Annotated in this window: 21 protein-coding genes and 1 pseudogene; 3 read left to right on the top strand and 19 right to left on the bottom strand. The window is 71.8% G+C overall.

Going from position 1 to position 21,043, the window contains the following annotated elements; translation table 11 throughout:
* Nucleotides 1–25: 25 nt before the first annotated feature.
* From CRP49_RS24790 to CRP49_RS24710, 17 genes and pseudogenes are all read right to left on the bottom strand, one after another.
* A complete protein-coding gene (locus CRP49_RS24790; RefSeq protein ID WP_097255376.1) occupies nt 26–805 on the bottom strand; it encodes a rhamnogalacturonan acetylesterase in 780 nt (259 codons plus the stop codon).
* A gap of 129 nt (nt 806–934) precedes the next feature.
* A complete protein-coding gene (locus tag CRP49_RS24785) occupies nt 935–2,272 on the bottom strand; it encodes a sugar ABC transporter substrate-binding protein (protein ID WP_097255375.1) in 1,338 nt (445 codons plus the stop codon).
* A gap of 58 nt (nt 2,273–2,330) precedes the next feature.
* Nucleotides 2,331–2,534: pseudogene (locus CRP49_RS49165) on the bottom strand (pectate lyase); the annotation flags it as partial.
* A gap of 211 nt (nt 2,535–2,745) precedes the next feature.
* Nucleotides 2,746–4,251, bottom strand: a complete 1,506-nt coding sequence (locus tag CRP49_RS24775; protein WP_097255374.1) for a glycoside hydrolase 43 family protein — start codon at nt 4,249–4,251, stop codon at nt 2,746–2,748.
* Nucleotides 4,251–5,096, bottom strand: coding sequence for a PmoA family protein (locus CRP49_RS24770; protein WP_097255373.1), 846 nt, complete (start codon nt 5,094–5,096; stop codon nt 4,251–4,253). Before CRP49_RS24770 ends, CRP49_RS24775 begins: the two co-directional genes overlap by 1 nt.
* Nucleotides 5,096–6,238: a Gfo/Idh/MocA family protein gene (locus CRP49_RS24765; protein ID WP_097255372.1), complete on the bottom strand. Its 1,143-nt coding sequence runs from the start codon at nt 6,236–6,238 to the stop codon at nt 5,096–5,098. The genes CRP49_RS24770 and CRP49_RS24765 overlap by 1 nt, the downstream gene beginning before the upstream one ends.
* Nucleotides 6,235–7,527, bottom strand: a complete 1,293-nt coding sequence (locus CRP49_RS24760; RefSeq protein ID WP_097255371.1) for a polysaccharide lyase family 1 protein — start codon at nt 7,525–7,527, stop codon at nt 6,235–6,237. The genes CRP49_RS24765 and CRP49_RS24760 overlap by 4 nt, the downstream gene beginning before the upstream one ends.
* Nucleotides 7,524–8,408 (bottom strand): carbohydrate ABC transporter permease, encoded by an 885-nt coding sequence (locus CRP49_RS24755; RefSeq protein WP_097255370.1) that lies wholly within the window; start codon nt 8,406–8,408, stop codon nt 7,524–7,526. The genes CRP49_RS24760 and CRP49_RS24755 overlap by 4 nt, the downstream gene beginning before the upstream one ends.
* A complete protein-coding gene (locus CRP49_RS24750; protein ID WP_097255369.1) occupies nt 8,405–9,340 on the bottom strand; it encodes a carbohydrate ABC transporter permease in 936 nt (311 codons plus the stop codon). Before CRP49_RS24750 ends, CRP49_RS24755 begins: the two co-directional genes overlap by 4 nt.
* A 106-nt stretch (nt 9,341–9,446) precedes the next feature.
* Nucleotides 9,447–11,168 carry an L-arabinonate dehydratase gene (gene araD / locus CRP49_RS24745; RefSeq protein ID WP_257033482.1) on the bottom strand — a complete coding sequence of 574 codons (1,722 nt, stop codon included), beginning with the start codon at nt 11,166–11,168 and terminating at the stop codon, nt 9,447–9,449.
* Complete coding sequence (locus CRP49_RS24740) at nt 11,165–12,076, bottom strand: dihydrodipicolinate synthase family protein (RefSeq protein WP_097255367.1); 912 nt, start codon at nt 12,074–12,076, stop codon at nt 11,165–11,167. The genes araD and CRP49_RS24740 overlap by 4 nt, the downstream gene beginning before the upstream one ends.
* Entirely contained in the window at nt 12,073–12,738 is a 666-nt protein-coding gene (locus CRP49_RS24735) for a GntR family transcriptional regulator (RefSeq protein ID WP_097255366.1), read from the bottom strand. The genes CRP49_RS24740 and CRP49_RS24735 overlap by 4 nt, the downstream gene beginning before the upstream one ends.
* Before the next feature lie 120 nt (nt 12,739–12,858).
* On the bottom strand, nt 12,859–13,620 hold the full coding sequence (locus tag CRP49_RS24730) for an MBL fold metallo-hydrolase (protein ID WP_097255365.1): 762 nt from the start codon (nt 13,618–13,620) through the stop codon (nt 12,859–12,861).
* A gap of 55 nt (nt 13,621–13,675) precedes the next feature.
* Nucleotides 13,676–13,957, bottom strand: coding sequence for a hypothetical protein (locus CRP49_RS24725; protein ID WP_097255364.1), 282 nt, complete (start codon nt 13,955–13,957; stop codon nt 13,676–13,678).
* An 11-nt stretch (nt 13,958–13,968) separates the two neighbouring features.
* Nucleotides 13,969–14,274 carry a hypothetical protein gene (locus CRP49_RS24720; RefSeq protein WP_097255363.1) on the bottom strand — a complete coding sequence of 102 codons (306 nt, stop codon included), beginning with the start codon at nt 14,272–14,274 and terminating at the stop codon, nt 13,969–13,971.
* Between the two features lie 180 nt (nt 14,275–14,454).
* Entirely contained in the window at nt 14,455–15,033 is a 579-nt protein-coding gene (locus CRP49_RS24715; protein WP_097257519.1) for a TIGR03086 family metal-binding protein, read from the bottom strand.
* Nucleotides 15,030–15,491, bottom strand: a complete 462-nt coding sequence (locus CRP49_RS24710; protein WP_257033481.1) for a DUF6010 family protein — start codon at nt 15,489–15,491, stop codon at nt 15,030–15,032. The genes CRP49_RS24715 and CRP49_RS24710 overlap by 4 nt, the downstream gene beginning before the upstream one ends.
* A gap of 144 nt (nt 15,492–15,635) precedes the next feature.
* On the opposite strand from CRP49_RS24710, the gene CRP49_RS24705 reads away from it, so the two are divergent.
* The gene (locus CRP49_RS24705; protein WP_097255362.1) at nt 15,636–16,871 is read left to right on the top strand and encodes an MFS transporter; all 1,236 of its coding nucleotides are present in this window, start codon (nt 15,636–15,638) and stop codon (nt 16,869–16,871) included.
* On the opposite strand, the gene CRP49_RS24700 is transcribed toward CRP49_RS24705, so the two are convergent.
* Together CRP49_RS24700 and CRP49_RS24695 are read right to left on the bottom strand one after the other, a co-directional pair.
* Nucleotides 16,808–17,971: a hypothetical protein gene (locus CRP49_RS24700; RefSeq protein WP_097255361.1), complete on the bottom strand. Its 1,164-nt coding sequence runs from the start codon at nt 17,969–17,971 to the stop codon at nt 16,808–16,810. The two genes, CRP49_RS24705 and CRP49_RS24700, sit on opposite strands and share 64 nt — an antisense overlap.
* Nucleotides 17,968–18,909 (bottom strand): 5-dehydro-4-deoxyglucarate dehydratase, encoded by a 942-nt coding sequence (locus tag CRP49_RS24695; protein WP_097255360.1) that lies wholly within the window; start codon nt 18,907–18,909, stop codon nt 17,968–17,970. The genes CRP49_RS24700 and CRP49_RS24695 overlap by 4 nt, the downstream gene beginning before the upstream one ends.
* Nucleotides 18,910–19,130: 221 nt before the next feature.
* On the opposite strand from CRP49_RS24695, the gene CRP49_RS24690 reads away from it, so the two are divergent.
* Both CRP49_RS24690 and CRP49_RS24685 read left to right on the top strand, forming a co-directional pair.
* Complete coding sequence (locus CRP49_RS24690; protein ID WP_097255359.1) at nt 19,131–19,955, top strand: NAD(P)-dependent oxidoreductase; 825 nt, start codon at nt 19,131–19,133, stop codon at nt 19,953–19,955.
* 267 nt (nt 19,956–20,222) lie between these two features.
* Entirely contained in the window at nt 20,223–20,993 is a 771-nt protein-coding gene (locus tag CRP49_RS24685) for a DeoR/GlpR family DNA-binding transcription regulator (RefSeq protein ID WP_097255358.1), read from the top strand.
* The last annotated feature ends 50 nt before the right edge of the window (nt 20,994–21,043 follow it).

Below are 21,043 nucleotides of genomic sequence, written 5' to 3'. Positions count from 1 at the left end.
TGTGCGGGTCTCCTCTTTCGTGAGGTCACGATTGCGGTGCGGGCGGCCAGGTGATCCAGGACGTCGGAACGTCCTCGTGCAACCGGACGACGTCATGCCGGGCCAGCACCCGGGTGCGCAGCAGCTCCTGCGCCACGAGCCGGGCCACGGCGATGGCGCCCGGCGGGTTGAAGTGCGTGTTGTCCTGCTCGGTGTCGGTCCAGTTGAAGTACTTCTTCGTCTCCTCGACACCCAGCTCCTGCCACAACGCGAGCGACAGCGCCTCGATGTCGAGCAGCGCGACCCCTTCCTGCTCGGCGAGCGCCCGCATGGCCGCCGGGTACTCACCATGGGTCGGTACGGCATTCCCGTCGGCGTCGAACCTGCGGCGCTCGACGGGGGTGGCGAGGACGGGGCGGGCCCCTTTCGCCCGTGCCCCGTCGATGTACCGCCGCAGATAGTCCTGGTACGTGGTCCAGGGCTCGGTGTAGCGGGTGGGGTCGGTGTTCTTCTCGTCGTTGTGCGCGAACTGGACGACCAGGAAATCGCCGGGCCGGATCACGGAGAGGAGGGCGTCGAGCCGGCCTTCGTCGGCGAAGCTCTTCGAACTACGTCCGTTCACCGCGTGATTGGCGACATCCAGCCCCTTACGGAGAAAGAAGGGGAACGCCATTCCCCACCCGGTCTCGGGGGCCGCGTCGGCGTATTTCTGAGCGGCGGTGGAGTCACCGGCGACGTAGAGCGTGCGGTGCCCCTTCGGGGATCGGCCGACGAGGGGTACGGCGGCGAGGGCAGCGGAGGTGACCTGTCTGCGGGTAAGAGACACAACGGTGCCTTTCAAACAGGGAGTTGGACAACCAGGGGCGCGGGTCTGTATCAATGTGCGACTCCGTCGCGCGAGCGCGACCAGCCACAACGGACCCGCAGCCCCCCACAACCGAAACCACCCGAGCTGTCAGTGGTTCTTCTTCCAGTCGGCCTGCGCAGCATTGAGCTGATCGGCAAGCGTGTCCAGAAACTCCTTCGCGCTCATCTTCCCGAGCAGCAGCTTCTGGAAATTGGGCTCGTTGTCCGCCTTGGAGATCGTGTTCCAGTCAGGCAGGTAGTACGGCAACTGCACAATCTTCGTACCGCCCCCGTTCAACGCCTCCGCCGCCAGCTTCGTGGGCTCGGCCTGCTGGATCCACGCGTCCTTCGCCGCCTCCGTGTTCGCCGGCACCTGCCCCGCCGACTCGTTGAACTTGGAGTTCTCCGCGGCGGACACCGCGAACTCGATGAACTTCCAGGCCGCCGCCTTGTTCTTGCTCGACTTGAACAGGCTCAGCCCGTCCACCGGGTTGGACACCTGCACCCGGGTGCCGTCGTCCATCGTGGGGTTCGGAACGCCCCGGAACTTCTCTTTGCCCAGCGCCTTCAGATGGTCCTGGTACGACCCCAGGTTGTGGCTCAGCATGCCGATCGTGCCGCTGTCCCACTGGGCGACCATCTTCGTGAAGTCGTTGTTGACGTCGGCGGACGGGGTGTCCTTCTTGTAGAGCGCGACGTACTTCTCCAGGGCGGCCACGTTCTTGGGGTCGTTGACGGTGGTCTTGTCGCCGTTCCAGAACGAGGTGATGCCGGTCTGGCCGTACACCGCGTCGAGGGCCGGCGCGATGGCGCCCTCACCGCCACGGATGGTGAAGCCGAACTGGTTCCTGCCCTTGTCCGTGAGCTTGCCGGCGGCCTCGTAGAACTTCGACCAGGTGGTCGGCGCGTCCAGGCCGGCCTTCTTGAACAGGTCCGTCCGGTACCACAGCGTGCCGTTGTTGGCGGAGGTCGGCACCTGGTACAGCGTGTCCCCGCCGCCCGCCGCCTTGCTGACGTCGATGAGGTTCTGGCTCAGCTTTCCGTTCAGCGGGCTCTTGCCGAGCCGGCTGTCCAGCGGTTCCAGCGCCCCCTGGACGGCGACCTCGGCGAGCATCGCGGTGCCCACCCCGCCGACGTCCGGCAGGCCACCGCCCTGGATGGCGGTGTCGTACTTGGACTGGGCGCTCGCCGCCGGGATGCCCACGTACTTGACCTTGATGTCCGGGTACTTCTTCTCGAAGTCGGCGATGATCTGCTTCCAGATGTCGGTGCGCACACCGCCGTTGTTGTCCCAGAAGGTGATCGTGCCCTTGCCGGAGCCCTCGTTCCCCTTGTCCCCCGCGCCGCCGCTGCCGTCGTCGCCGCAGGCGGTGGCGGTCAGCGCGAGCACGGAGCCCAGGGCGACGGCCGTGGCGGCGCGCCTGCTTCTGCGGTTGCTGCTCTTCATTGGTCGGCTCTCTTCTTCTGGATCCAACGGAAGGGGTGGAGCTGTGGGGGTGTCAGTGGCCGATCCGCGCCTGCGGAACGGAGAAGTGCTTGACCAGCGCGGGTACGGCGGCGGCCGGGGCGAGGTGGTAGGCGTAGAAGGCCCGCGGATGGCAGGCCGTGCCGTGCTCGTCCGTCCGGCCGGTGGTGTTCCTGAGAATCGATCCGCGCTGCACCAACTCGGCCGTGTCGTCGGCCTGGTAGGGGTGCTGGGCGCTGTCGTGCACGATCTCGCCGGTGTCGCCGACGCCGATCAGGGTCTTGTCGGAGCCGACGACGATGTCCGAGTCGAAGGGCTCCACCGCGCCCAGCCCGAGCGCGGCGATCAGGCCGGCGACGGCGGCCAGGACGAGACCGGCACCCGGCCCTGACCTTGGCAAGCGCTTGCTAGGGAAGTGCGTCATTGCGGCTCCCAACAGGCATACAGGGGACGGACTACAGGGGGCTGATCCGGAACTCCGTGAAGGTCGCCGACCCGGCGTGCCCCGATCCCTCGGGCGCGACGGCGAACAGGCCGAGCAGGGCGCCGACCCAGCGCCAGGGGGTGGCCGCGAAGACCGGTCCGGAGGGGCGCAGGCCGTCTCCGACGTCGTACGAGAAGTGGCAGCGCGCCCCGGCCGCCACCTCGATCCGCAGCCGGGCCCGTCCCTCGGGCGCGAGGCACGGCACACCGGCGTCCCGTTCCTGCTCGGCGACGGCCTCCGCGAACCGGTGCACGAGCCGGACCGTCCCGTCGGCTCCCCGTTCGAGGCCGATCCACCCGAAGGCGTCCCCGAGCACCGCCAGCCCCGCTCGCGCGCCCGGCTCGGTGCCGTCCAGGCTCAGCTCGACGTCGACCGCGCAGGGCAGGCCGGGCAGGCGCTGGGTGAGCACGTGCGGCAGTTTCCGCGGGTCGTGGGCGTCGGCCGAGCGGACGCAGGTCAGCCGCAGCCCGTCCCCGCAGTGGTGGGTGGCCCAGCCGTCGCCCGGGTTGGCCGTCCACTGCCACTGGCGGCCGTACCGTCCGCCGGGGAAGTCGTCGTCGGTGGCGGGAGCGGCGGGCGGCTGCGGCGGGAGGCCGGGGCGGCGGTGTACGGCGACGGGGGCGCCGTCGGCGCCGATGACCGGCCAGCCGTCCGTGCCCCAGCGCATCGGCTGGAGGTGCACGACCCTGCCGTAGGCACCGCGCTGCTGGAAGTGCAGGAACCAGTCCTCGCCGGCCGCGGTGCGCACCCAGCCGCCCTGGTGCGGCCCGTTGACCTCGGTGTCCCGCTGCTCCAGGACGATCCGCTCCTCGTACGGCCCGAAGAGGCCTCGCGAGCGGAAGGCGCCCTGCCAGCCGGTGTCCACTCCCCCGGCGGGCGCGAGGATCCAGAACCAGCCGTCGTGCTGGTAGAGCTTGGGTCCCTCCAGGGTGAACCAGCCGGGGATGCGGTCGCCGTCGACGATCACCTTGCCCTCGTCGAGCAGCGAGGTGCCGTCGGGGTGCATACGGTGACCGGTGAGCCGGTTCTTGATGCCGGAGCGGGACCGGGCCCAGGCGTGCACGAGGTAGGCGTCGCCGGTCTCGTCGTCCCACAGCGGGCACGGGTCGATGAGGCCCTTGCCCGGCTTGAGGAGGTGCGGGCGGGTCCAGGGGCCGCGGATCTCCGGGGCGTTGATCTGGTAGATGCCCTGGTCTGGGTCGCCCCAGAAGATCCAGAAGCGTTCGTCGTGGTGCCGGATCGCCGGTGCCCAGACCCCGCAGTCGTGCCGGGGCGTCGTGAACTCCGCCTCCGGTTCGAGGCGTTCGAGGGCGTGGCCGACGAGGGTCCAGTGGACGAGGTCGCGCGAGTGCAGCAGGGGCAGGCCGGGCACGCGGCCGAAGCTGGAGGCGGTGAGGTAGAAGTCGTCGCCGACGCGGACGACGTCCGGGTCGGACCAGTCCGCGTTCAGAATCGGGTTCTCGTACGTCTCGTTCATCACTGGCTCACCGCCTTGCGGACCAGCGCGGCCGCCTCGCCGCGCTCCAGGCGTCCGTCGGCGACGACGGTGACGATCCGGCGTACGACGGTCTCGCCGGGCGGTATCGGCAGCCGCTGCGCGTGCGCCAGCGAGGAGCCCACGCCCGGGTACTCGCCCGCGCGCACGAACCACGGGTCGCGCCGGGTGTGCTCGGTGGCCCCGGCGAAGACCAGCGTCCAGCCGGCCCCCGCCAGCGCGACCCAGTCGGCGCGGGTGCCGTGCACCTCGGCCTCGCCCTCGCGGTCGGCGGTGAAGACGTCCGGTGCCGACTCCTCCTTGCGGGCCCGCCAGAAGAAGCCGCCGTAGGCCGCGCCGGGCCGCCCGTTGGTGGCGGGGCTCCCGATGGAGAGCGGGACCGGGGTGACATTGGTGAGGGAGAAGGTGAAGTCCAGCGCCCAGGCGGTGTCGGTGAGTTCGGTGGCGGCGACGGTACGGCGCTCGCGCAGCAGCTCGGCTCCGGCGGCGACCCAGCGCAGCTCGGCCACGAAGCCGTCGGGGTCGCGCAGCTGGAAGGCGGTGTGCCGCTGGGCGCCGTGGTTGTCCAGCTCGGTCGGGCCCTGGTCGCGCACGAAGGTGCGCCCGCCCCAGAAGTTGTACCCCTCGACGTCGGGAACGGCGACACCGACGCCGAGGTGGTGTGCGTGGTCGGCGGGGCTCAGCTCGGTGACCGCCGTGCCGGCCAGGGTGGTGACGGGGTGCAGATAGGGGCGCGGGGCGAGCCTGGCCGGCAGCTCGGGCCGGGTGACGTACCGGCCGACCGGGCGGCCGGCGACCCGCAGGACCGGGGTGTCGTGTGGCGTCATCAGGTGCTCACCTCTTTCGGTAGGGCCCAGGAGGCGACGCCCAGCTCGGAGTAGAGGGCGAGGGTGTCGGCCGAGGCCGCGACCAGGCCGTCGATGCCGGGGACGACCCGGCGCCGCTCGGCGGGCAGCAGGTGCCAGGCGGTCTCGGGGAGGGGGGCCGGGTCGGGGGCGGTCCTGATGGCCTCGACGACCTTCATGAAGGCGCCGGTCTCGTCCGGGGCGGCCAGCAGGTCGGCGCCGCTCTCCAGGTGCTCGACCAGGTTCTCCAGCAGGTCCGTGCGGCCGTGCTCGGACTCCTCGGGGCCGTGCCCGGCCCGCTGGAGCAGCACCCGGTCCTGCTTGTACCAGAAGGTGATCCGGCCGGTGCTGCCGTGCACCAGGACGTAGGGGTCCCCCGGTTCCTCGGCGCACAGGGTGGCGGCGACCGTGACCGGGCCGCGCGCGGTGCTCACGCGGACGCAGGAGGTGTCGTCGGACTCGATGTCGTTGGCGCGCAGCAGCTCGGTCTCGATGCCGGTGACGTCCTCGGCGCGGGTGGTGCCGAGCAGGGCGAGGCCGGTGGCGACGGCGTGCGCGAGGGGGTTGGTGAGGACCCCGTCGACCACATCGACGCCGTTCAGGCGCCGCCGGCCGGCCCAGGGTGCCCGCCGGTAGTAGGCCTCGTCGCGGGCCCAGGCCCCGGCGCCGCCGACCCCGAGGATCTCGCCGATCGCGCCCTCGGCGATGAGCCGCCGGATCGCGGGCACGGCGTGCGAGCCCAGTGACTGGAACCCGATCTGGCAGACCACACCGGCCCGGGCGACCCCGTCGGCCATCCGCCGGTACTCGGCGTAGGAGGGCGCGGGCGGCTTCTCCAGCAGGAGGTGCACGCCCCGCTCGGCGGCCTGCAGCGCCAGGTCGGTGTGGGTGGGGATCGGCGTGCAGATGACGGCGATCCTCGCTCCGGTGGTGTGGAGGAGCGCCCCGAAGTCGGCGGACTGCGCGGGCACGCCGAGGCCGTCGGGGATCTCCTCCTGGCTCAGCGGGGTCAGTTCGCAGATCCCGGCCAGCTGGACGAGGCCGTTCGCCTGGAGCCGGCGGATGTTGTCCAGGTGCCAGCGGCCGTGGCCGCGCGCGCCCGCCAGGACGATGGGTACGGTCATGGGATCCTCCCTGCGCCCGCACCGCGCGCCACCTCTCGGTCGGCCACCGCGGCGCTGTCGATCTTTCCGTGCAGGGTAGGCGTCCAGCCGACGTCCGCCGTGAGGTCGCGCTCGCTGCCCGAGTTGTAGGCGTCGTAGATGGCGAGCAGGTCGACCGGGTAGCCGTTGAAGAGGGTGCCGCTCTGGTGCAGGGCGGAGCCGTTCCAGCTCTTGACCAGGTCGGCGGCCTCGACGTGGCTCGGGGTGTGGAAGGCGTTGTTCTCGGCGTAGATCGCGGACTCGGTGGAGACGCCCAGGGAGTACCGGTACTCGCTGCCCCCGGGGACCACGTACCGGTTGTCGTACAGGTGCACCTGCCCGAAGCGGACGCGTGGTGCGCGCTGGACGACGGACTCGAACTGGTTGTGGTGCAGGGTCACCCGCAGCTTGCCGCGGTCGCCGGTGGCCGAGTCGCTGTTGCCGATGAGCATCGCCTTGTCGTGGTCGGCGAACCGGGACCAGGAGACGGTGACCAGGTCGGAGCCGCCCGTGATGTCCAGCAGGCCGTCGTGGCGGAGGTAGTTGCGGGCGAAGTAGGTGGGCTCGGCGGAATCCGGGTGGCCCCTGTCGGAGGCGGTGACGTGGTCGATCCAGACGTGGGTGGCGCCGGTCAGCGAGAGGGTGTCGTAGGCCGTCTTCCAGTCGCCGAGGCCGCCGGTGTTGGGCTGCCAGACGGGGAAGCAGTCGTAGGCGTCGCGGAGTTCGAGGTTGCGGACGATGACGTTGTCCGCGTCCTTGATCTGGAGGTCGGCGCCCTTGAGGAGGGCCTTCGAGCCGAGGCCGACGATCGTGGTGTTCGAGCCGACGGGCAGGACGACCCGCTCGGCCTGCTTGGTCGCCGACGCCTGGCGTGCCTCCTCCTGCGGGCCGCTGGGCTTGGCGGAGCCCCAGGTGCGGGGGTCGTAGGCGGCCAGGTACTTCTTCAGGCCGTACCCGTCGGTGGCGTAGTCGGCGCAGTCCAGGTGACGGCCGGAGTCGTCGGTGTCGGCGTCGACGGTCCCGGCGATCCTGATGATCTTCGGGGTGTCGCTGCCGCCGTCGAGGGCGCGGACGAGGCCCGCGCGGTCGGTCACCGTGTGGACGTGTGCGTCGTCGGCCGCCGCGCCGCCGGTGGTGCCGCCCCCGGCCGCGGCCCAGCCGTCGTCCGGGGCGAGCACGTCCCGGCTGATGTCACGGGCGTCGTCGGCGTGCGCGGGCACGCACAGAACTCCCAACAGCGCTCCTGCAAGCGTGAGGTGACGGAGTCTCATCCCTTCACCGCCCCCGCGCTGAAGCCGGTGATCAGCCACTTCTGGATGAAGGCGAACACGATCACGACCGGTACGGCCGCGATGATGCCGCCGGCCGCGAGGGCGCCCAGGTCGACGCTGTCCGCGCTCATCAGGGTGTTGAGGCCGACCGGGATGGTCTGCTTGCTCTGGTCGGAGAGGAACATCAGGGCGAACAGGAAGTGGTTCCAGGCGTGCACGAAGGCGAAGGAGCCCACGGCGATCAGCCCGGGCCGCAGCAGCGGCAGGACGACGATCCGGAAGGCGGTCATGCGGTTGCAGCCGTCCACCCAGGCGGCCTCCTCCAGGGAGTACGGCACGTTCCGGATGAACCCGCTGATCAGGATCATCGACAGCGGCAGCTGGAAGACGGTCTCGGCGATGATGACGCTGCCCAGCGAGTTGATCATCGACAGCCTGGCGAAGATCTGGAACAGCGGGACCAGCAGCAGGGCGCCCGGCACGAACTGGGAGCAGAGCAGGGCCAGCATGAAGCCGCGCTTGAGCCGGAAGTCGAAGCGGGCGAGGGCGTAGCCGCCGGCCAGGGCGACCACGGTGGTCAGCACCAGGGTGGCGATGCCGACGTAGACGCTGTTGGCGAAGTAGGTGCCGAAGCTGCGCTCGGTCCACACCTTCTGGAAGTGGTCGAAGGTCATCGGCCAGGGGACCAGGGAGGTGGAGCCGGCCGGGCGGAGCGCGAAGAGCAGGATCCAGTAGAAGGGGATCAGGGTGAAGAGGAGGTAGATCCCCAGGGGGAGGTAGATCTGCCAGCGCGGGACCTCGTCCCAGGCACGGCGCCTGCCGCGCGGCCGGGCGGGCTCGGGCGCCGTGCGCTCGGGTGCGGGAGCGATCTCGGTGATCACTTGGTCTCACCTCCGAACTTGCTCAGCCGCAGATAGACGATCGAGCAGAAGAGCAGGATCACGAACGCCACCGTGGTCAGCGCGGAGGCGTAGCCGAAGTTGTGGGCGTCGACGCTGGTGTTGGCGATGTAGAGCGGGAGGGTGGTGGTCTCGCCCGCGGGTCCGCCGCCCGTGAGGGTGTAGAGCAGGTCGACGTTGTTGAACTCCCACACCGCGCGCAGCAGCGTGGACAGGACGATCGCGTCCTTCAGATGGGGCAGGGTGATGTGCCAGAACTGCTTGAGGCGGCTCGCCCCGTCGACCTCGGCGGCCTCGTACAGGTCCTTGGAGACGGACTGGAGGTCGGCGAGGATGAGGATCGCGAAGAAGGGGACACCGCGCCAGAGGTCGGCGACCACCGCGGCCGGGAAGACCGTGGACGTGTCGGACAGCCAGCTGGTGCCGTAGGAGCCGATGCCCGCGTCGGCGAGGTAACGGGTGATGCCCGTCTGGGAGTTGTAGAGCAGCACCCAGATCGCGGAGGTCAGCGCCCCGGAGACGGCCCACGGGGAGAAGACGAGGGCGCGGCCGACCGCCCGGCCCACGAAGGTCTGGTTGACGATGAGCGCGAGCGCCAGTCCGAACAGCAGCTGCAGCCCGACCTCGACCACGACCCACTTGGCACTGAAGGTCAGCGTGTCCCAGAACTGCGGGTCGTGCGCGAAGGCCTGGGTGAAGTTGTCGAAGCCCGCGAAGCCGTTCCGCCACGGCTTGGTGGGGTTGTAGTTCTGCAGGCTGTAGTAGAAGACGCTGAGCACCGGGTAGGCGATGAAGCCCAGCATGAGCAGGGCCGCCGGGGCGATCAGCAGGTACGGCAGCCTGCGCGGGGTCGCGGAGGCACGGCGCCGCCGGGGTGGCGCGGGCGGTTTCGCCACGGCTGCGGCTTGGGCCATGACTGTTCTCCGTTCGCAGTGGGGCGGGTAGAGCGGGTGCGGCGGGTGCAGGAAGCGCTTGCTACATACACATGCGTGAAGCGCTTCGACAGTGGGTGTGCGGGGTTCAGCCGGCGTACGGGTCCGGCACCTGGCCCGGCCGGGCCAGGAACTCGAAGTCGCAGCCGGTGTCGGCCTGGGTGATCTGCTCGTTGTAGAGCGCGCCGTAGCCGCGCTCGTACCGGGTGGGCGGCGGTGTCCAGTCCGCCCTCCTGCGCTCCAACTCCTCGTCGTCCACATTCAGTTGGAGGGTCCGGGCCTCGACGTCCAGGGTGATCGAGTCGCCCGTGCGGACGAGGGCCAGCGGCCCGCCGATGTACGACTCGGGCGCGATGTGCAGCACGCACGCGCCGTAACTCGTGCCGCTCATCCGGGCGTCGGAGATCCGCACCATGTCCCGCACGCCCTGCTTGAGCAGGTGGTCGGGGAGGGGCAGCATGCCGTACTCGGGCATGCCAGGGCCGCCCTTGGGTCCGGCGTTGCGCAGCACCAGCACGCTGTCGGCGGTGATGCCGAGCGACGGGTCGTTGATGGTGCGCTGCATGGTCCGGTAGTCGTCGAAGACGACCGCCGGGCCGGTGTGCTCGAGCAGGTGCCGTTCGGCTGCGATGTGCTTGATGACGGCGCCGTCCGGGCAGAGGTTGCCGCGCAGTACGGCGACCCCACCCTCGCTCGCGACCGGCTTGTCCCGGGGCCGGATGACGTCGTCGTCGTGGACCTGGGCGCCTTCCAGCTGCTCGCGCAGGGTGTCGTACGAGACCGTCGGCCGGTCCAGGTGCAGCAGGTCCGGGATCCGGGAGAGGAACCCGGGCAGGCCGCCGGCGAAGTGGAAGTCCTCCATGAGGTACGTCTGTCCGCCGGGCCGGACGTTGGCCAGCACCGGCACCGTGCGGGCGATGCGGTCGAAGTCGTCGAGGGTGAGCCGGACGCCGGCCCGGCCGGCCATGGCGATCAGGTGGATGACGGCGTTGGTGGAGCCGCCGAGGCCGAGGACGGTGGTGACGGCGTCCTCGAAGGCGTCCTGGGTGAGGATGTCGCTCAACTTCCGGTCCTTGCGGACCAGTTCGACGATCTCCATACCCGCCCTGGCGGCCATCCGGTCGTGCCCGGAGTCGACGGCCGGGATGCTGGAGGCCCCCGGGACCGTCACGCCGAGCGCCTCAGCGGCGGCGGTGAGCGTGGACGCCGTACCCATCGTCATGCAGTGGCCCGGCGAGCGGGCCAGGCCGCTCTCCAGCTCGGTCATCTCGCAGTCGCCGATGAGGCCGGCCCGCTTGTCGTCCCAGTACTTCCACATGTCGGTGCCGGAGCCGAGGACCTCGCCCCGCCAGTGCCCCGGGAGCATGGGCCCGGCGGGGACGAAGACGGTCGGCAGGTCGACGCTCGCCGCGCCCATCAGCAGGGCGGGCGTGGACTTGTCGCAGCCGCCCATCAGGACGGCGCCGTCCACCGGGTACGACCGCAGCAGTTCCTCGGTCTCCATCGCGAGCAGGTTGCGGTAGAGCATCGGGGTCGGCTTCTGGAAGGTCTCGGAGAGGGTGGAGACCGGGAACTCCAGCGGGAAGCCGCCCGCCTGCCACACCCCGCGCTTCACGGCCTGCGCGCGGTCCCGCAGGTGCACATGGCAGGGGTTGATGTCGGACCAGGTGTTGAGGATCGCGATGACCGGCTTGCCGAGGTGCTCCTCGGGCAGGTAGCCGAGCTGGCGGGTGCGGGCGCGGTGGCTGAAGGAGCGCAGGCCGTCGGTGCCGTACCACTGGTGGCTTCTCAGCTGCTCGGGGGACTTCATATCGACCACCCGGCGGCTATCGCGGCGACCTCGGCGCGCTCGTCCTCGGGCAGCTGCCTGCTGGGTGGGCGGACGTCCCGGCGGCACAGGCCGAGCGCGGCGAGGGCCTCCTTGACGACGGTGACGTTGTTGGCGGAGCCATGAGCGGCGCGCAGTTCCTCGAAGCGGCGGATCTGCTCCCAGACCTTCATGGCGGCCGGGTAGTCGCCGGATCGAAGCGCTTCGATCATGTTCAGCGAAACGGCCGGGGCGACGTTCACGAGCCCTGAGGTGAAGCCGGTGGCGCCCGCGGAGAAGTAGGAGGGGGCGTACGGTTCGGCGAGGCCCGCCACCCAGACGAAGCGGTCCAGGCCCGCGTCCCGGGCGAAGGCCGCGAAGCGTGCCGCGTCCGGCACGGCGTACTTCACGCCGATGACGTTGGGGCAGTGGTCGGCGAGTTCGGCGAGGCGGGCGCCGGGCAGCTGGGCGTTGCGAATGTAGGGGACCACGCCCAGGTCGGGCACGGACTCGGCGATGGCGCGGTGGTAGTCCACCCAGCCGGCCGCCGAGACGTACGGGTGGACGGGCTGGTGGACCATCACCATCTGCGCGCCGAGTGCGCGGGCGTGCCGGGCGGAGGCGGTCGCGGTGGGCAGGTCGTGGCCGACGCCGACCAGGATCGCGGCGCGGTCGCCGGCCTCCTGCACGGTCAACTCGGTGACCAGGCGGCGCTCTTCGGGGGTGAGGGCGTAGAACTCGCCGGTGTTGCCGTTCGGGGTGAGCGTGGTGATCCCGCCGTCGAGCAGGCGACGCAGCAGGGCCCGGTGGGTGTCCTCGGCGACGGAGCCGTCCTCGGCGAAGGGGGTCACCGGGATGGCCACCACGTCGGCCAGGGCCGCCCGTTGGGTCTCGAACGTCACGCTGCTCATTGATGACCTTCCGCTGGGTGGGGCTCGGTGTCCGAGGGGAAAGCTCGTCGTACGAAGGACGCGATGTGGGCGTGCAGGGCACTCGCGGCGCCGTCCGCGTCGCCGTCCAGCGCGAGCCGCAGGATCTCCCGGTGCTCGGCGGCCTCCCGCTCCCAGGAGGGGTCGGTCGCCCAGGCCACGGCGGAGACGAGGGCGGCCTGGTCGCGGACCTCGTCCAGCATCCGGCCGAGCAGCGGGTTGCCGCACGGCAGGTAGAGGGCGCGATGGAACTCCCGGTTGGCCAGGGAGCGTTCGGCGGTGTCGCCGGCGGCGTCGGCCCGGGTGAGCGCGTCGCGGGCGGCGTCGAGGGAGGCCTCGCGCCGCACGGCCCGGCGCAGCGCTTCCGGCTCCAGCAGCAGCCGCACGTCGTAGACCTCGCGCGCCATGTCCGCGTCCACCATGCGCACCGTGACGCCCTTGTACTGGCTCATCACGACGAGACCGGTCCCGGCGAGCGTCTTCAGCGCCTCCCGCACCGGGGTCTTGGACACCCCGTACTGCGCGGCCAGCTCCGTCTCGACCAGGGCCTGGCCGGGCGTCAACTGGCCCGTCAGGATGCGGTGTTTGATCGCGTCCAGCACAAATTGCGTGCGGGACGGGATCGGGGTGGGCACAGAGGTCATGCGGCCCTCTCGGATCTCACATATCGCGTCTCATATATGACGTACGAAGTACGACGCGTTGAAGGTAGGAGGGGGCCCGTGTTTCGTCAATGCTTCTGACAAAAGAAGGCCGGCGGCGTCTCAGACGGTGCGGGTGTCGCCCTCGACGGCGGTGTAGGTGGGCCGGCCGAAGACCGCGGCGGCTCGCCCGGTGGCCGCCTCACGGGTGAGCGTGGGGCCGACGTGGGTGACGAGCAGCTCCCGTACGCGCGCGTCCCGGGCGATACGGCCGGCGTCCTCGGGCGTCAGATGGACCTGCCGGGGGTGTTCGCCAACGCGATGCTCGTCGAGGTCCGCCTCGCACAGGAACAGGTCGGCGCGGGAGGCGAGTTCGGTGAGCGCGGGGCAGGGTCCGCTGTCTCCCGAGTACGCCAGGACGCTGCCCTGGGACTCGGCGCGCAGCCCGTACGCCTCGGTGTCGTGGGCGACGGCGCGGGCGGTCAGGCGGAGGTTCCAGTGCCGGACGTCATGGCCGTCGTACAGGTCCCGGAAGTCGAAGACGCCCTTCAGGAACTCGACGTCCGGGCGACCGAAGAAGCCGGCCAGCCGGCGCGCGCAGTCCTGGGGCGCGTACACGGGGATCGGCGCGTGCGGGGCCATGCCGCCGAAGGCGAAGGCGTAGGCGGCGGCGAGCAGGTCGGCGCTGTGGTCGGCGTGCAGATGCGAGATCCAGATCGCGGTGAGCCGGGCGGGATCCGTGTGCCGCTGCAACGCGGCGAACGTACCGGGCCCCGCGTCCACCCACACCTCGGCGCCGCCGCCGGACACCAGATAGCCGGAGCAGGGCCGGTCCGGGCCCGGGTGCGGCGAGGCGGTACCGAGGACGGTGAGGGTGAGCGGCATAGCAGGGAGGGTACGACGCCCGGCCCCGCCGTGCGCCGGGGGCCCGCCGTCGCGGTCAGATCTCCATCACGGCATCGCAGTCGGGGCAGACCACGGGCGCGTACTCGGCGGGATACCACCGCGCCCCCGGCTCCTCGGACGGCCGCCAGCGGGCCAGCTCCATGGCGAAGGTGTCCTTGCCGCAGAGGGTCCGTGGTCCGGCGGCGTCGGGTCTGCCGGGCGCGGTGGGGACCGCGTGCACCCGGCGCGGGAGCCGTTGCTCATCGGGCGAGCTGTCCGGGCCGGCGTGCGCGGCCGCCGGCTGGTCCAGCTCGTACACGACGACGATCTCGCTCATGTCAGCCGCGTTCACCCATGGCCGCCGCCCGGGAGGGTGAGTTCCCGGCCGCGGTAGAAGCCCTCGTCCTCCGAGGCGACGTACGGCTCCATGGCCGCCCGTCGCTGCGCCTCCGGCTCGGAGACCCGCCATGCGTCGCACGCCTCCTGGGAGTCCCAGAACGACACGCCGGTGATCTCCTGCCCGTCCTCGGACCAGTACGCGAAGGCACGGCGCAGGCCCTGCGGGGCGGGGGCGGGGCGCCAGGCCCGCTCGAACTCCTCCAGGGTGCCCGGCTTGAGGCGGCGCGTCGTCACCCACACGTAGTGCTCCTGCATGGCGGCTTCCTCCGTCGTACGCGTTCGGCCCGCCCCCTCTCAGGTCACGGTAGGTCCGATGCGCCGCTTCCGCCGCCCGGCGACCGCCGGTACGCCCAGGGCACGGCCCCGCGTCGCCGGCGTGATCCGGAAGACACCCTCTCGGGCCCCGCGTCGCCGGCATGATCCAGAGGACACCCGCTACGGCCGCCACCCCGGATCGCGCCCGCTCAGGCCCACCGCCCGGTCCAGCAGCGGCGCCTCGGCCGGGACCGGGACGACCGGGCCGAAGGGGCCGTTGCCCTCGTCGGTCGCCACGAGGAGGAAGCCGTGGGCCGAGGTGACGGCCTCGGGGTCGGGGGCGTAGGGGTGGCCGGTGGCGCGGGCCAGGTCCCAGCCGTGGATCACCAGCTCGTCGGCGACGACCGCACCCGCGACCGCGCCGGGCAGGTCCACCCCGCCCGCCCGGGTCATGCCGGTCCAGGCGGCCGGGTCGCGCCAGGCGTCGGCGAGTTCGTCCAGCGCCTTGGGCAGCTCCTCGCGCCAGCCGGGGCCGATGTCCGGGACGACGGTGTTCGGCGGTGTGTCGGTCGTCTCGCCCAGGTCCTTGCGGGCGGCGTCGCGGAAGGCGACGGACAGCCCCAGCAGGTGACCCAGCAGATTGCGTACCGCCAGGTCAGGACAGGGTGTGCGGCCCGGCAACTGCTCGTCGGTCACGGCCTCGGCGAGCCGCGCCAGGATCCGGGTCTGCGGGCCGAGGTCGAGGATCGGGGTGGTCATGCGTCGCTCCTTGGGGGTTGCGCTACCCGTACGGAGGGGTGACCGGACGACTCGGCGAAACTCATCGGTGCCCTGCGGCCGCGCAGCCACTCCCACGGTGACCGGCCGCCTCCGAAGCACCACAGCGCGATGACAGGATCACAGAGCGCGCACCCGAACGACGAGTCGTGGGCGAACGGGATGATCGGGTGACCCTTGAGATGGTGCACGACGTCCCACGCGGTGTGCAGCAGCCAGCCGACGCCGATGAAGGTCCAGGAGTCCAGGCCCCGGTAGGCGACGTAGGTGGCCACCGCGGTGAACGCGAACTCCCAGCCGCCGAGGGCCCCGCCACTGAGGTAGGCGGCACCCGCGCCCGCGATCATGACCGCGTTGAAGCGGCGCCGGTGCGGCTCGGGGATCAGGGACATGAGCAGGACGTAGAGCAGGCCGATGAGGATCGGGGCGATGTAGCGCATGCGGTCGACGGTAGGGACGGGGGCGCGGCTGCCCCAGGGGGGTGAGTGACAGGTTCCGACGGATTGTCGCCGCCGCGGTCACGCGCGCGGATAAGGCAGGTGACCGATCCGTAGGCACCCCCCTTAGGGCCACGATGAGCAGGCATGACGACTTCGTGGACCGTGACGCGGGTGCTGCGGGACCGCAACGCCGGGCTGTATCTCACGGGCTTGCTGGTGTCCGCCTTCGGCACCTCCTCGCTGTGGCTGGCGTCCGGCGTGTGGGTCAAGGACCTCACCGGTTCCAATGGCCTGGCCGCCCTGTGCATGCTCGCGATGTGGGCACCCACCCTGGCCGGCCCGGCGCTCGGCACCCTCGCCGACGGCTTCCGCCGAAAGACCCTGCTCATCACCCTGAACCTGGGCCTGGCGGCCCTCCTCCTCGCCCTCTTCACCGTCGACTCGCCCGGCGGCCTGTGGCTGCTGTTCGCCGTGCTGTTCCTGTACGGCGCCGCCGGCGTCGTCAGTGAGGCCGCCGAGTCGGCCCTGGTCGCCGCCGTCGTCGCCCCGGACCTGCTCGGCGACTTCAACGGACTGCGGTTGACCGTCACGGAGGGCATGAAGCTCGTCGCCCCGCTGACCGGCGCGGGCCTCTACACGGTCTACGGCGGGCCGGCCGTCGCCTGTCTCGACGCGGTCACCTTCGTGCTCGCCTCCGGGCTGTGCGCCCTGCTGCGCGTACCCGAGGAACGGCCCGCCCGGTCGGGCGGCGGCTGGTGGCGGCAGACCGCCCGGGGCGTGCGCCACCTGTGGGGGCACCCGGGGCTGCGGCCGCTGGTCCGGGCGGGTGGTACGACGATGCTCCTCACCTCGCTGAGCAGCACGACGACGTACGCCGTCGTGGACCGCCTCGGGCACTCCCCCGCCTATACGGGCGTGCTGTACGCCGCCCAGGGCGTCGGCTCGGTGACGGTCGGGCTGGTCTCCGGGCCCGCGCTGCGGCGGCTCGGCGGGCGCCGGTTCGCGGCGGCCGGCATCGCGCTGACGGCGGCCGGGGTGGCCGCGCGGGCCGTGCCGTCGGATCCGGTGGCCCTGGTGGCCGGGGCTGCCGTCGGCCTCGGTCTGCCCTGTGTGCTGATCGCCGCGCTCACCGCCGTACAGCGCGAGACGCCGGGGCCGCTGCTGGGCCGGGCGACGGCGACCGCGAACACGCTGATCTTCACGCCGAACGTGCTCGGGCTCGCCGTCGGGGCCGGCCTGGTCGAACTGGCCGGCCCCGGGCTGCTGCTGCCCCTGTACGGCGTGGCACTGCTCCTGACAGCCGCGGCGCTCGCGGCTCAGCGCGTGGCGAGCGCCTCGCGCACCGCCCCGAGGTCGTCGTCCGACGCCAACCCGGCGTGATACAGCCGCAGTTCCGTCGCGCCCTGGGCACGCGCGCGTGCCGCGTCGGCCGCGAGGGTGCCGGGGCTGCCGCCCATCCCGGAGACCACCGTGAAGTTGGCGGCCAGCACCGTCCGCTCGCGCGCCTGCTCGGCGAAGGGCGCCAGCAGGGCCGTACCGCCCGTGCACGGCACCACCACGCCGTCCGCGGCGGAGAGGATGTGCGCGGGATCCACGCCGACGTTGGCGCCGCAGTGGTACGGCACCGGGTCCGCGTGCAGCAGGATCTGGAAGCCGTCGGGTGCGGCGGCGCGTACGGCGGTGACGGCCTGCTCCTGGAGGGTGCGGGCCGTGGTGTCGCGCCACGCGCGCGTGGCGGCCGCGGTGTCCTGGCCGAGGAGCTTCTCGACCGTCGGCCAGCCCCCGTCGTCCGCCGCGCCCCGCCACAGCGGCTCCAGGGCGTCCCGTACGGCGGCCGCCAACCCGTCGGCGTCCAGGCCCTGTTCGCCGTACCCGGCGCGGCAGGCGGGGCAGAAACAGAGCGACATCAGGTACTGCCCGGCGTCCCCGAGGCCGACCCCGGAGGTCTTGTCGTGGGCGTGCAGGTGCTGGAGCCCGTACCAGCCGAGGGACTCCAGTTCGGTGCCGTGCGCGCCGGGGCGTACGGCGGCCTCGGCGGCCAGGTCGACGAGGTACGCGCGCGTGGCGGGCTGGGCGATGCAGGGGGCCCACGGGTAGCGGTCGCCGTAGGCGTTGACGACCGAGGTGTCCGGATGCTCGGCGCCCAGGCGGGAGTTGTGCGCGAGGACGACCCAGGTGTGCACCTCCAGGCCGGCCGCGGCGAGCGCCGCGGCGGCCTCTCCGTAGGCGTTTGCGGGGGCCCAGCGCCCGGCGGGGTACGGTCGCAGGCCGCGGCCGGCCCAGCGGTCGCCGACGGGGTACAGGACGGCCGCGTACTCGGCGGTGACGATGCGGTGGCGCGGGTGGCGGGGGGTCAGGGCGCGGGTGGAGTGGTAGGCGGACGCGAGGGTCACCTGCTCGACGCCGAGCGCGGCGATGCGGGCGGAGGCCTCGGGGTCCCCGTCGACGTCCCAGGGGTAGACGAACGCCGACGCCTTCACGCGTCCTCCTCCAGCAGCGCGTGGCCCCGCTCGATCAGCTGGGCGAGCTGTTTGACGTGGTCCTCGCCGGGCTCGTGCAGCGGGGGCCGGACCTCGCCCACGTCCAGGCCGCGCAGCCGTACGCCCGCCTTGACGAGTGAGACGGCGTAGCCGCGGCCCTGGGCGCGCAGTTCCACGAACGGGCGGTAGAAGCCGTCCAGGAGGCGGCGCACGGTGTCCTGGTCGTCCGTCCGCAGGGCCCGGTGGAAGGCGAGGGCGATCTCGGGGGCGAAGCAGAAGACGGCCGAGGAGTACAGGGTGATGCCGAGGGCGCGGTAGGCGAGCTGGGTCTGCTCGGCGGTGGGCAGGCCGTTGAAGTACAGGAAGTCGCCGGGGACCTCGGTGCGGACGGCGCTGACGATCCGCTGCATGAGGTCCAGGTCGCCGAGGCCGTCCTTGAGGCCGATGACGCCGTCGGTGCGGGCCAGCCCGACCACCGTCTCCGGGGTGAAGACGGCGTTGTCGCGCTGGTAGACGATCACCGGCAGGGCGGTGGCGGCGGCGACCTCCCGGTAATGCCGCAGCAGGCCCTCCTGGCCGGCCAGCACGAGGTACGGCGGCATGGCGAGCAGCCCGTCGGCGCCCGCGGCCTCGGCGAGGCGTGCGTAGCGGACGGCGAGCGCGGTGCCGTAGCCGGCGCCCGCGATCACCGGGACGCGCCCCTCGGCCGCCTCGACGGCCGCCCGCACGCAGGCCTCGAACTCCTCCGGCAGCAGCGCGTGGAACTCCCCGGTGCCGCAGCAGGCGAACACGGCGGCGGCGCCGGCCTCGACACCGCGGCGCACATGGGTGCGGTAGACATCGAGGTCGAGGGAGCCGTCCGGGCCGTAGGCCGTGACGGGGAAGAACAGCGGCCCGCTCGGGTCGCGGAGCCGGGCGGCGAGAGGGGCTGGCGTCACGGGCGCTCCCTGTCGGTGCATGTCTCTGATCAGCGTCTATATTTCTGAACGCGACCACGCTACGGGCGCCCCTCGGGACGGGTCAAGCGGACAAACCCCCGACACAGCAGCGGATTTCGCGACTCCACGCCACACTTGACTAGCCGCTGCACCGATCCTTAGCGTGTCCATGCATGTGAATGCTGTCCACGAATGCGGCCGTTGACTCAAGGAGACCGAGGATGCCCGCTCCCCGCACCGTATTGCTCACCGGCGCCGCCGGCGGGCTCGGCACCCTGATGCGGGACCTGCTGCCGGAGTACGGCTACACGCTGCGCCTGTTCGACGTGCGGCCCATCGAGGGCGAGCCGGACGCGATCACCGCGGACCTCACCGACAAGGAGGCGCTGCGCGAGGCGGTGCGGGGTGTGGACGCGGTCCTGCACCTCGCGGGCATCTCCCTGGAAGCGCCCTTCGAGAAGATCCTGACGTCGAACATCGAGGGCACCTACAACCTGTACGAGGCCGCCCGCCTCGAAGGCGTGCCGCGGATCGTCTTTGCCTCCTCCAACCACGCCGTCGGCTTCACCCCGGCCCCGCGCGCGGGCACACCTCTTGATTCAAGAGCGCTGATCCCGATCGACACCCCGCACCGCCCCGACACCTTCTACGGCCTGTCCAAGGCCTTCGGCGAGGACCTCGCGCAGTTCTACTGGGACAAGTACGGCCTGGAGTCCGTCTCCGTGCGCATCGGCTCGTGCTTCCCGGAGCCGACCAACGTGCGCATGCTCTCGGTCTGGATGAGCCCGGCCGACGGCGCCCGCCTCTTCCACGCGGCCCTGACCGCCGAGGAGGTCGGCCACACCGTCGTCTACGGCTCCTCGGCGAACACGCGCCTGTGGTGGGACCTCACGACCGCGCGAGCGCTCGGCTACGAGCCGCAGGACGACTCGGAGCCGTACGCCGAGAAGCTGATCGCCGAGCAGGGCGAGCTGGACCCGGAGAACCCGGCCCACAGCCACCTGGGCGGGCACTTCGTGAACGATCCGCCCATCTGGCCGTACTGAGCATCCGGCGAGACGGCGGAAAACGATCGCTCACGGCGGCGGGCGGGCACCGAACGGGCCCGCCCGCCGCCGTGTTCGGGCATCCGGGCCGCCCGCTCCCACCCCTCGCCCGGCAGCCGTGCAGGTCCGAGGCGGGCACAGCGCTTCGCAAACGGGCACACACGGGCAGTATCGGGCCCGCAACAGACCTGGTCAGCGCCGCACACCCGCTGTAGAACTTCCCCCAAGGGCCCGAACGGGCAGCTCCACAGGGAAGTGGGTGACGACATGAGCACGAGGACCGCGGAAGAGCGCCAGCGCGAGATCGTGCTGGCCGCGCGCGCCACGGGCTCGGTCGACGTCACCGCGCTCGCCGCCCGGCTGGGCGTCGCCAAGGAGACCATCCGCCGCGATCTGCGCGCCCTGGAGGACCACGGCCTGGTCCGTCGTACGCACGGTGGCGCCTACCCGGTCGAGAGCGCCGGATTCGAGACGACACTCGCCTTCCGTGCCACCAGCCACGTCCCCGAGAAGCGCAGGATCGCGGCCGCCGCGGCCGAGCTGCTGGGGGACGCGGAGACGGTCTTCGTCGACGAGGGCTTCACCCCGCAGCTCATCGCCGAGGCCCTGCCGACGGACCGGCCGCTGACCGTGGTCACCGCGTCCCTGCCCGTCGCGGGCGCCCTCGCCGAGACCGAGAGCATGTCGGTCCTGCTCCTCGGCGGCCGGGTCCGCGCCGGCACGCTGGCGACCGTCGATCACTGGACGACGAAGATGCTGTCCGGTTTCGTGGTCGACCTCGCCTTCATCGGCGCCAACGGCATCTCCCGCGAACACGGCCTGACCACCCCCGACCCCGCGGTCAGCGAGGTCAAGGCCCAGGCCATCCGCGCCGCACGCCGGACGGTCTTCGCGGGCGTGCACACCAAGTTCGGAGCGGTCAGCTTCTGCCGGTTCGCCGAGGTCGGCGCACTGGAGGCGATCGTGACGAGCACGCTGCTTCCGGCGGCCGAGGCCCACCGCTACTCCCTGCTGGGCCCGCAGGTCATCCGGGTCTGAAAAACAAACTCGCCCACCCCCCAGGGCTCATTCATACCGATACGCGCCCC

The sequence above is a fragment of the Streptomyces sp. Ag109_G2-15 genome (genome assembly GCF_900215565.1).
Classification (GTDB): Bacteria; Actinomycetota; Actinomycetes; order Streptomycetales; family Streptomycetaceae; genus Streptomyces; species Streptomyces diastatochromogenes.
This window is presented reverse-complemented; position numbering and strand designations above follow the sequence as displayed.

What these genes read in the sequence shown, in the direction of transcription:
- CRP49_RS24785 (WP_097255375.1), bottom strand. Translation starts at nt 2,272, where the DNA reads ATGAAGAGCAGCAACCGCAGAAGCAGGCGCGCCGCCACGGCCGTCGCC.
- CRP49_RS24775 (WP_097255374.1), bottom strand. Translation starts at nt 4,251, where the DNA reads ATGAACGAGACGTACGAGAACCCGATTCTGAACGCGGACTGGTCCGAC.
- CRP49_RS24770 (WP_097255373.1), bottom strand. Translation starts at nt 5,096, where the DNA reads ATGACGCCACACGACACCCCGGTCCTGCGGGTCGCCGGCCGCCCGGTC.
- CRP49_RS24765 (WP_097255372.1), bottom strand. Translation starts at nt 6,238, where the DNA reads ATGACCGTACCCATCGTCCTGGCGGGCGCGCGCGGCCACGGCCGCTGG.
- CRP49_RS24760 (WP_097255371.1), bottom strand. Translation starts at nt 7,527, where the DNA reads ATGAGACTCCGTCACCTCACGCTTGCAGGAGCGCTGTTGGGAGTTCTG.
- CRP49_RS24750 (WP_097255369.1), bottom strand. Translation starts at nt 9,340, where the DNA reads ATGGCCCAAGCCGCAGCCGTGGCGAAACCGCCCGCGCCACCCCGGCGG.
- araD (WP_257033482.1), bottom strand. Translation starts at nt 11,168, where the DNA reads ATGAAGTCCCCCGAGCAGCTGAGAAGCCACCAGTGGTACGGCACCGAC.
- CRP49_RS24740 (WP_097255367.1), bottom strand. Translation starts at nt 12,076, where the DNA reads ATGAGCAGCGTGACGTTCGAGACCCAACGGGCGGCCCTGGCCGACGTG.
- CRP49_RS24735 (WP_097255366.1), bottom strand. Translation starts at nt 12,738, where the DNA reads ATGACCTCTGTGCCCACCCCGATCCCGTCCCGCACGCAATTTGTGCTG.
- CRP49_RS24730 (WP_097255365.1), bottom strand. Translation starts at nt 13,620, where the DNA reads ATGCCGCTCACCCTCACCGTCCTCGGTACCGCCTCGCCGCACCCGGGC.
- CRP49_RS24725 (WP_097255364.1), bottom strand. Translation starts at nt 13,957, where the DNA reads ATGAGCGAGATCGTCGTCGTGTACGAGCTGGACCAGCCGGCGGCCGCG.
- CRP49_RS24720 (WP_097255363.1), bottom strand. Translation starts at nt 14,274, where the DNA reads ATGCAGGAGCACTACGTGTGGGTGACGACGCGCCGCCTCAAGCCGGGC.
- CRP49_RS24715 (WP_097257519.1), bottom strand. Translation starts at nt 15,033, where the DNA reads ATGACCACCCCGATCCTCGACCTCGGCCCGCAGACCCGGATCCTGGCG.
- CRP49_RS24710 (WP_257033481.1), bottom strand. Translation starts at nt 15,491, where the DNA reads ATGCGCTACATCGCCCCGATCCTCATCGGCCTGCTCTACGTCCTGCTC.
- CRP49_RS24705 (WP_097255362.1), top strand. Translation starts at nt 15,636, where the DNA reads ATGACGACTTCGTGGACCGTGACGCGGGTGCTGCGGGACCGCAACGCC.
- CRP49_RS24690 (WP_097255359.1), top strand. Translation starts at nt 19,131, where the DNA reads ATGCCCGCTCCCCGCACCGTATTGCTCACCGGCGCCGCCGGCGGGCTC.
- CRP49_RS24685 (WP_097255358.1), top strand. Translation starts at nt 20,223, where the DNA reads ATGAGCACGAGGACCGCGGAAGAGCGCCAGCGCGAGATCGTGCTGGCC.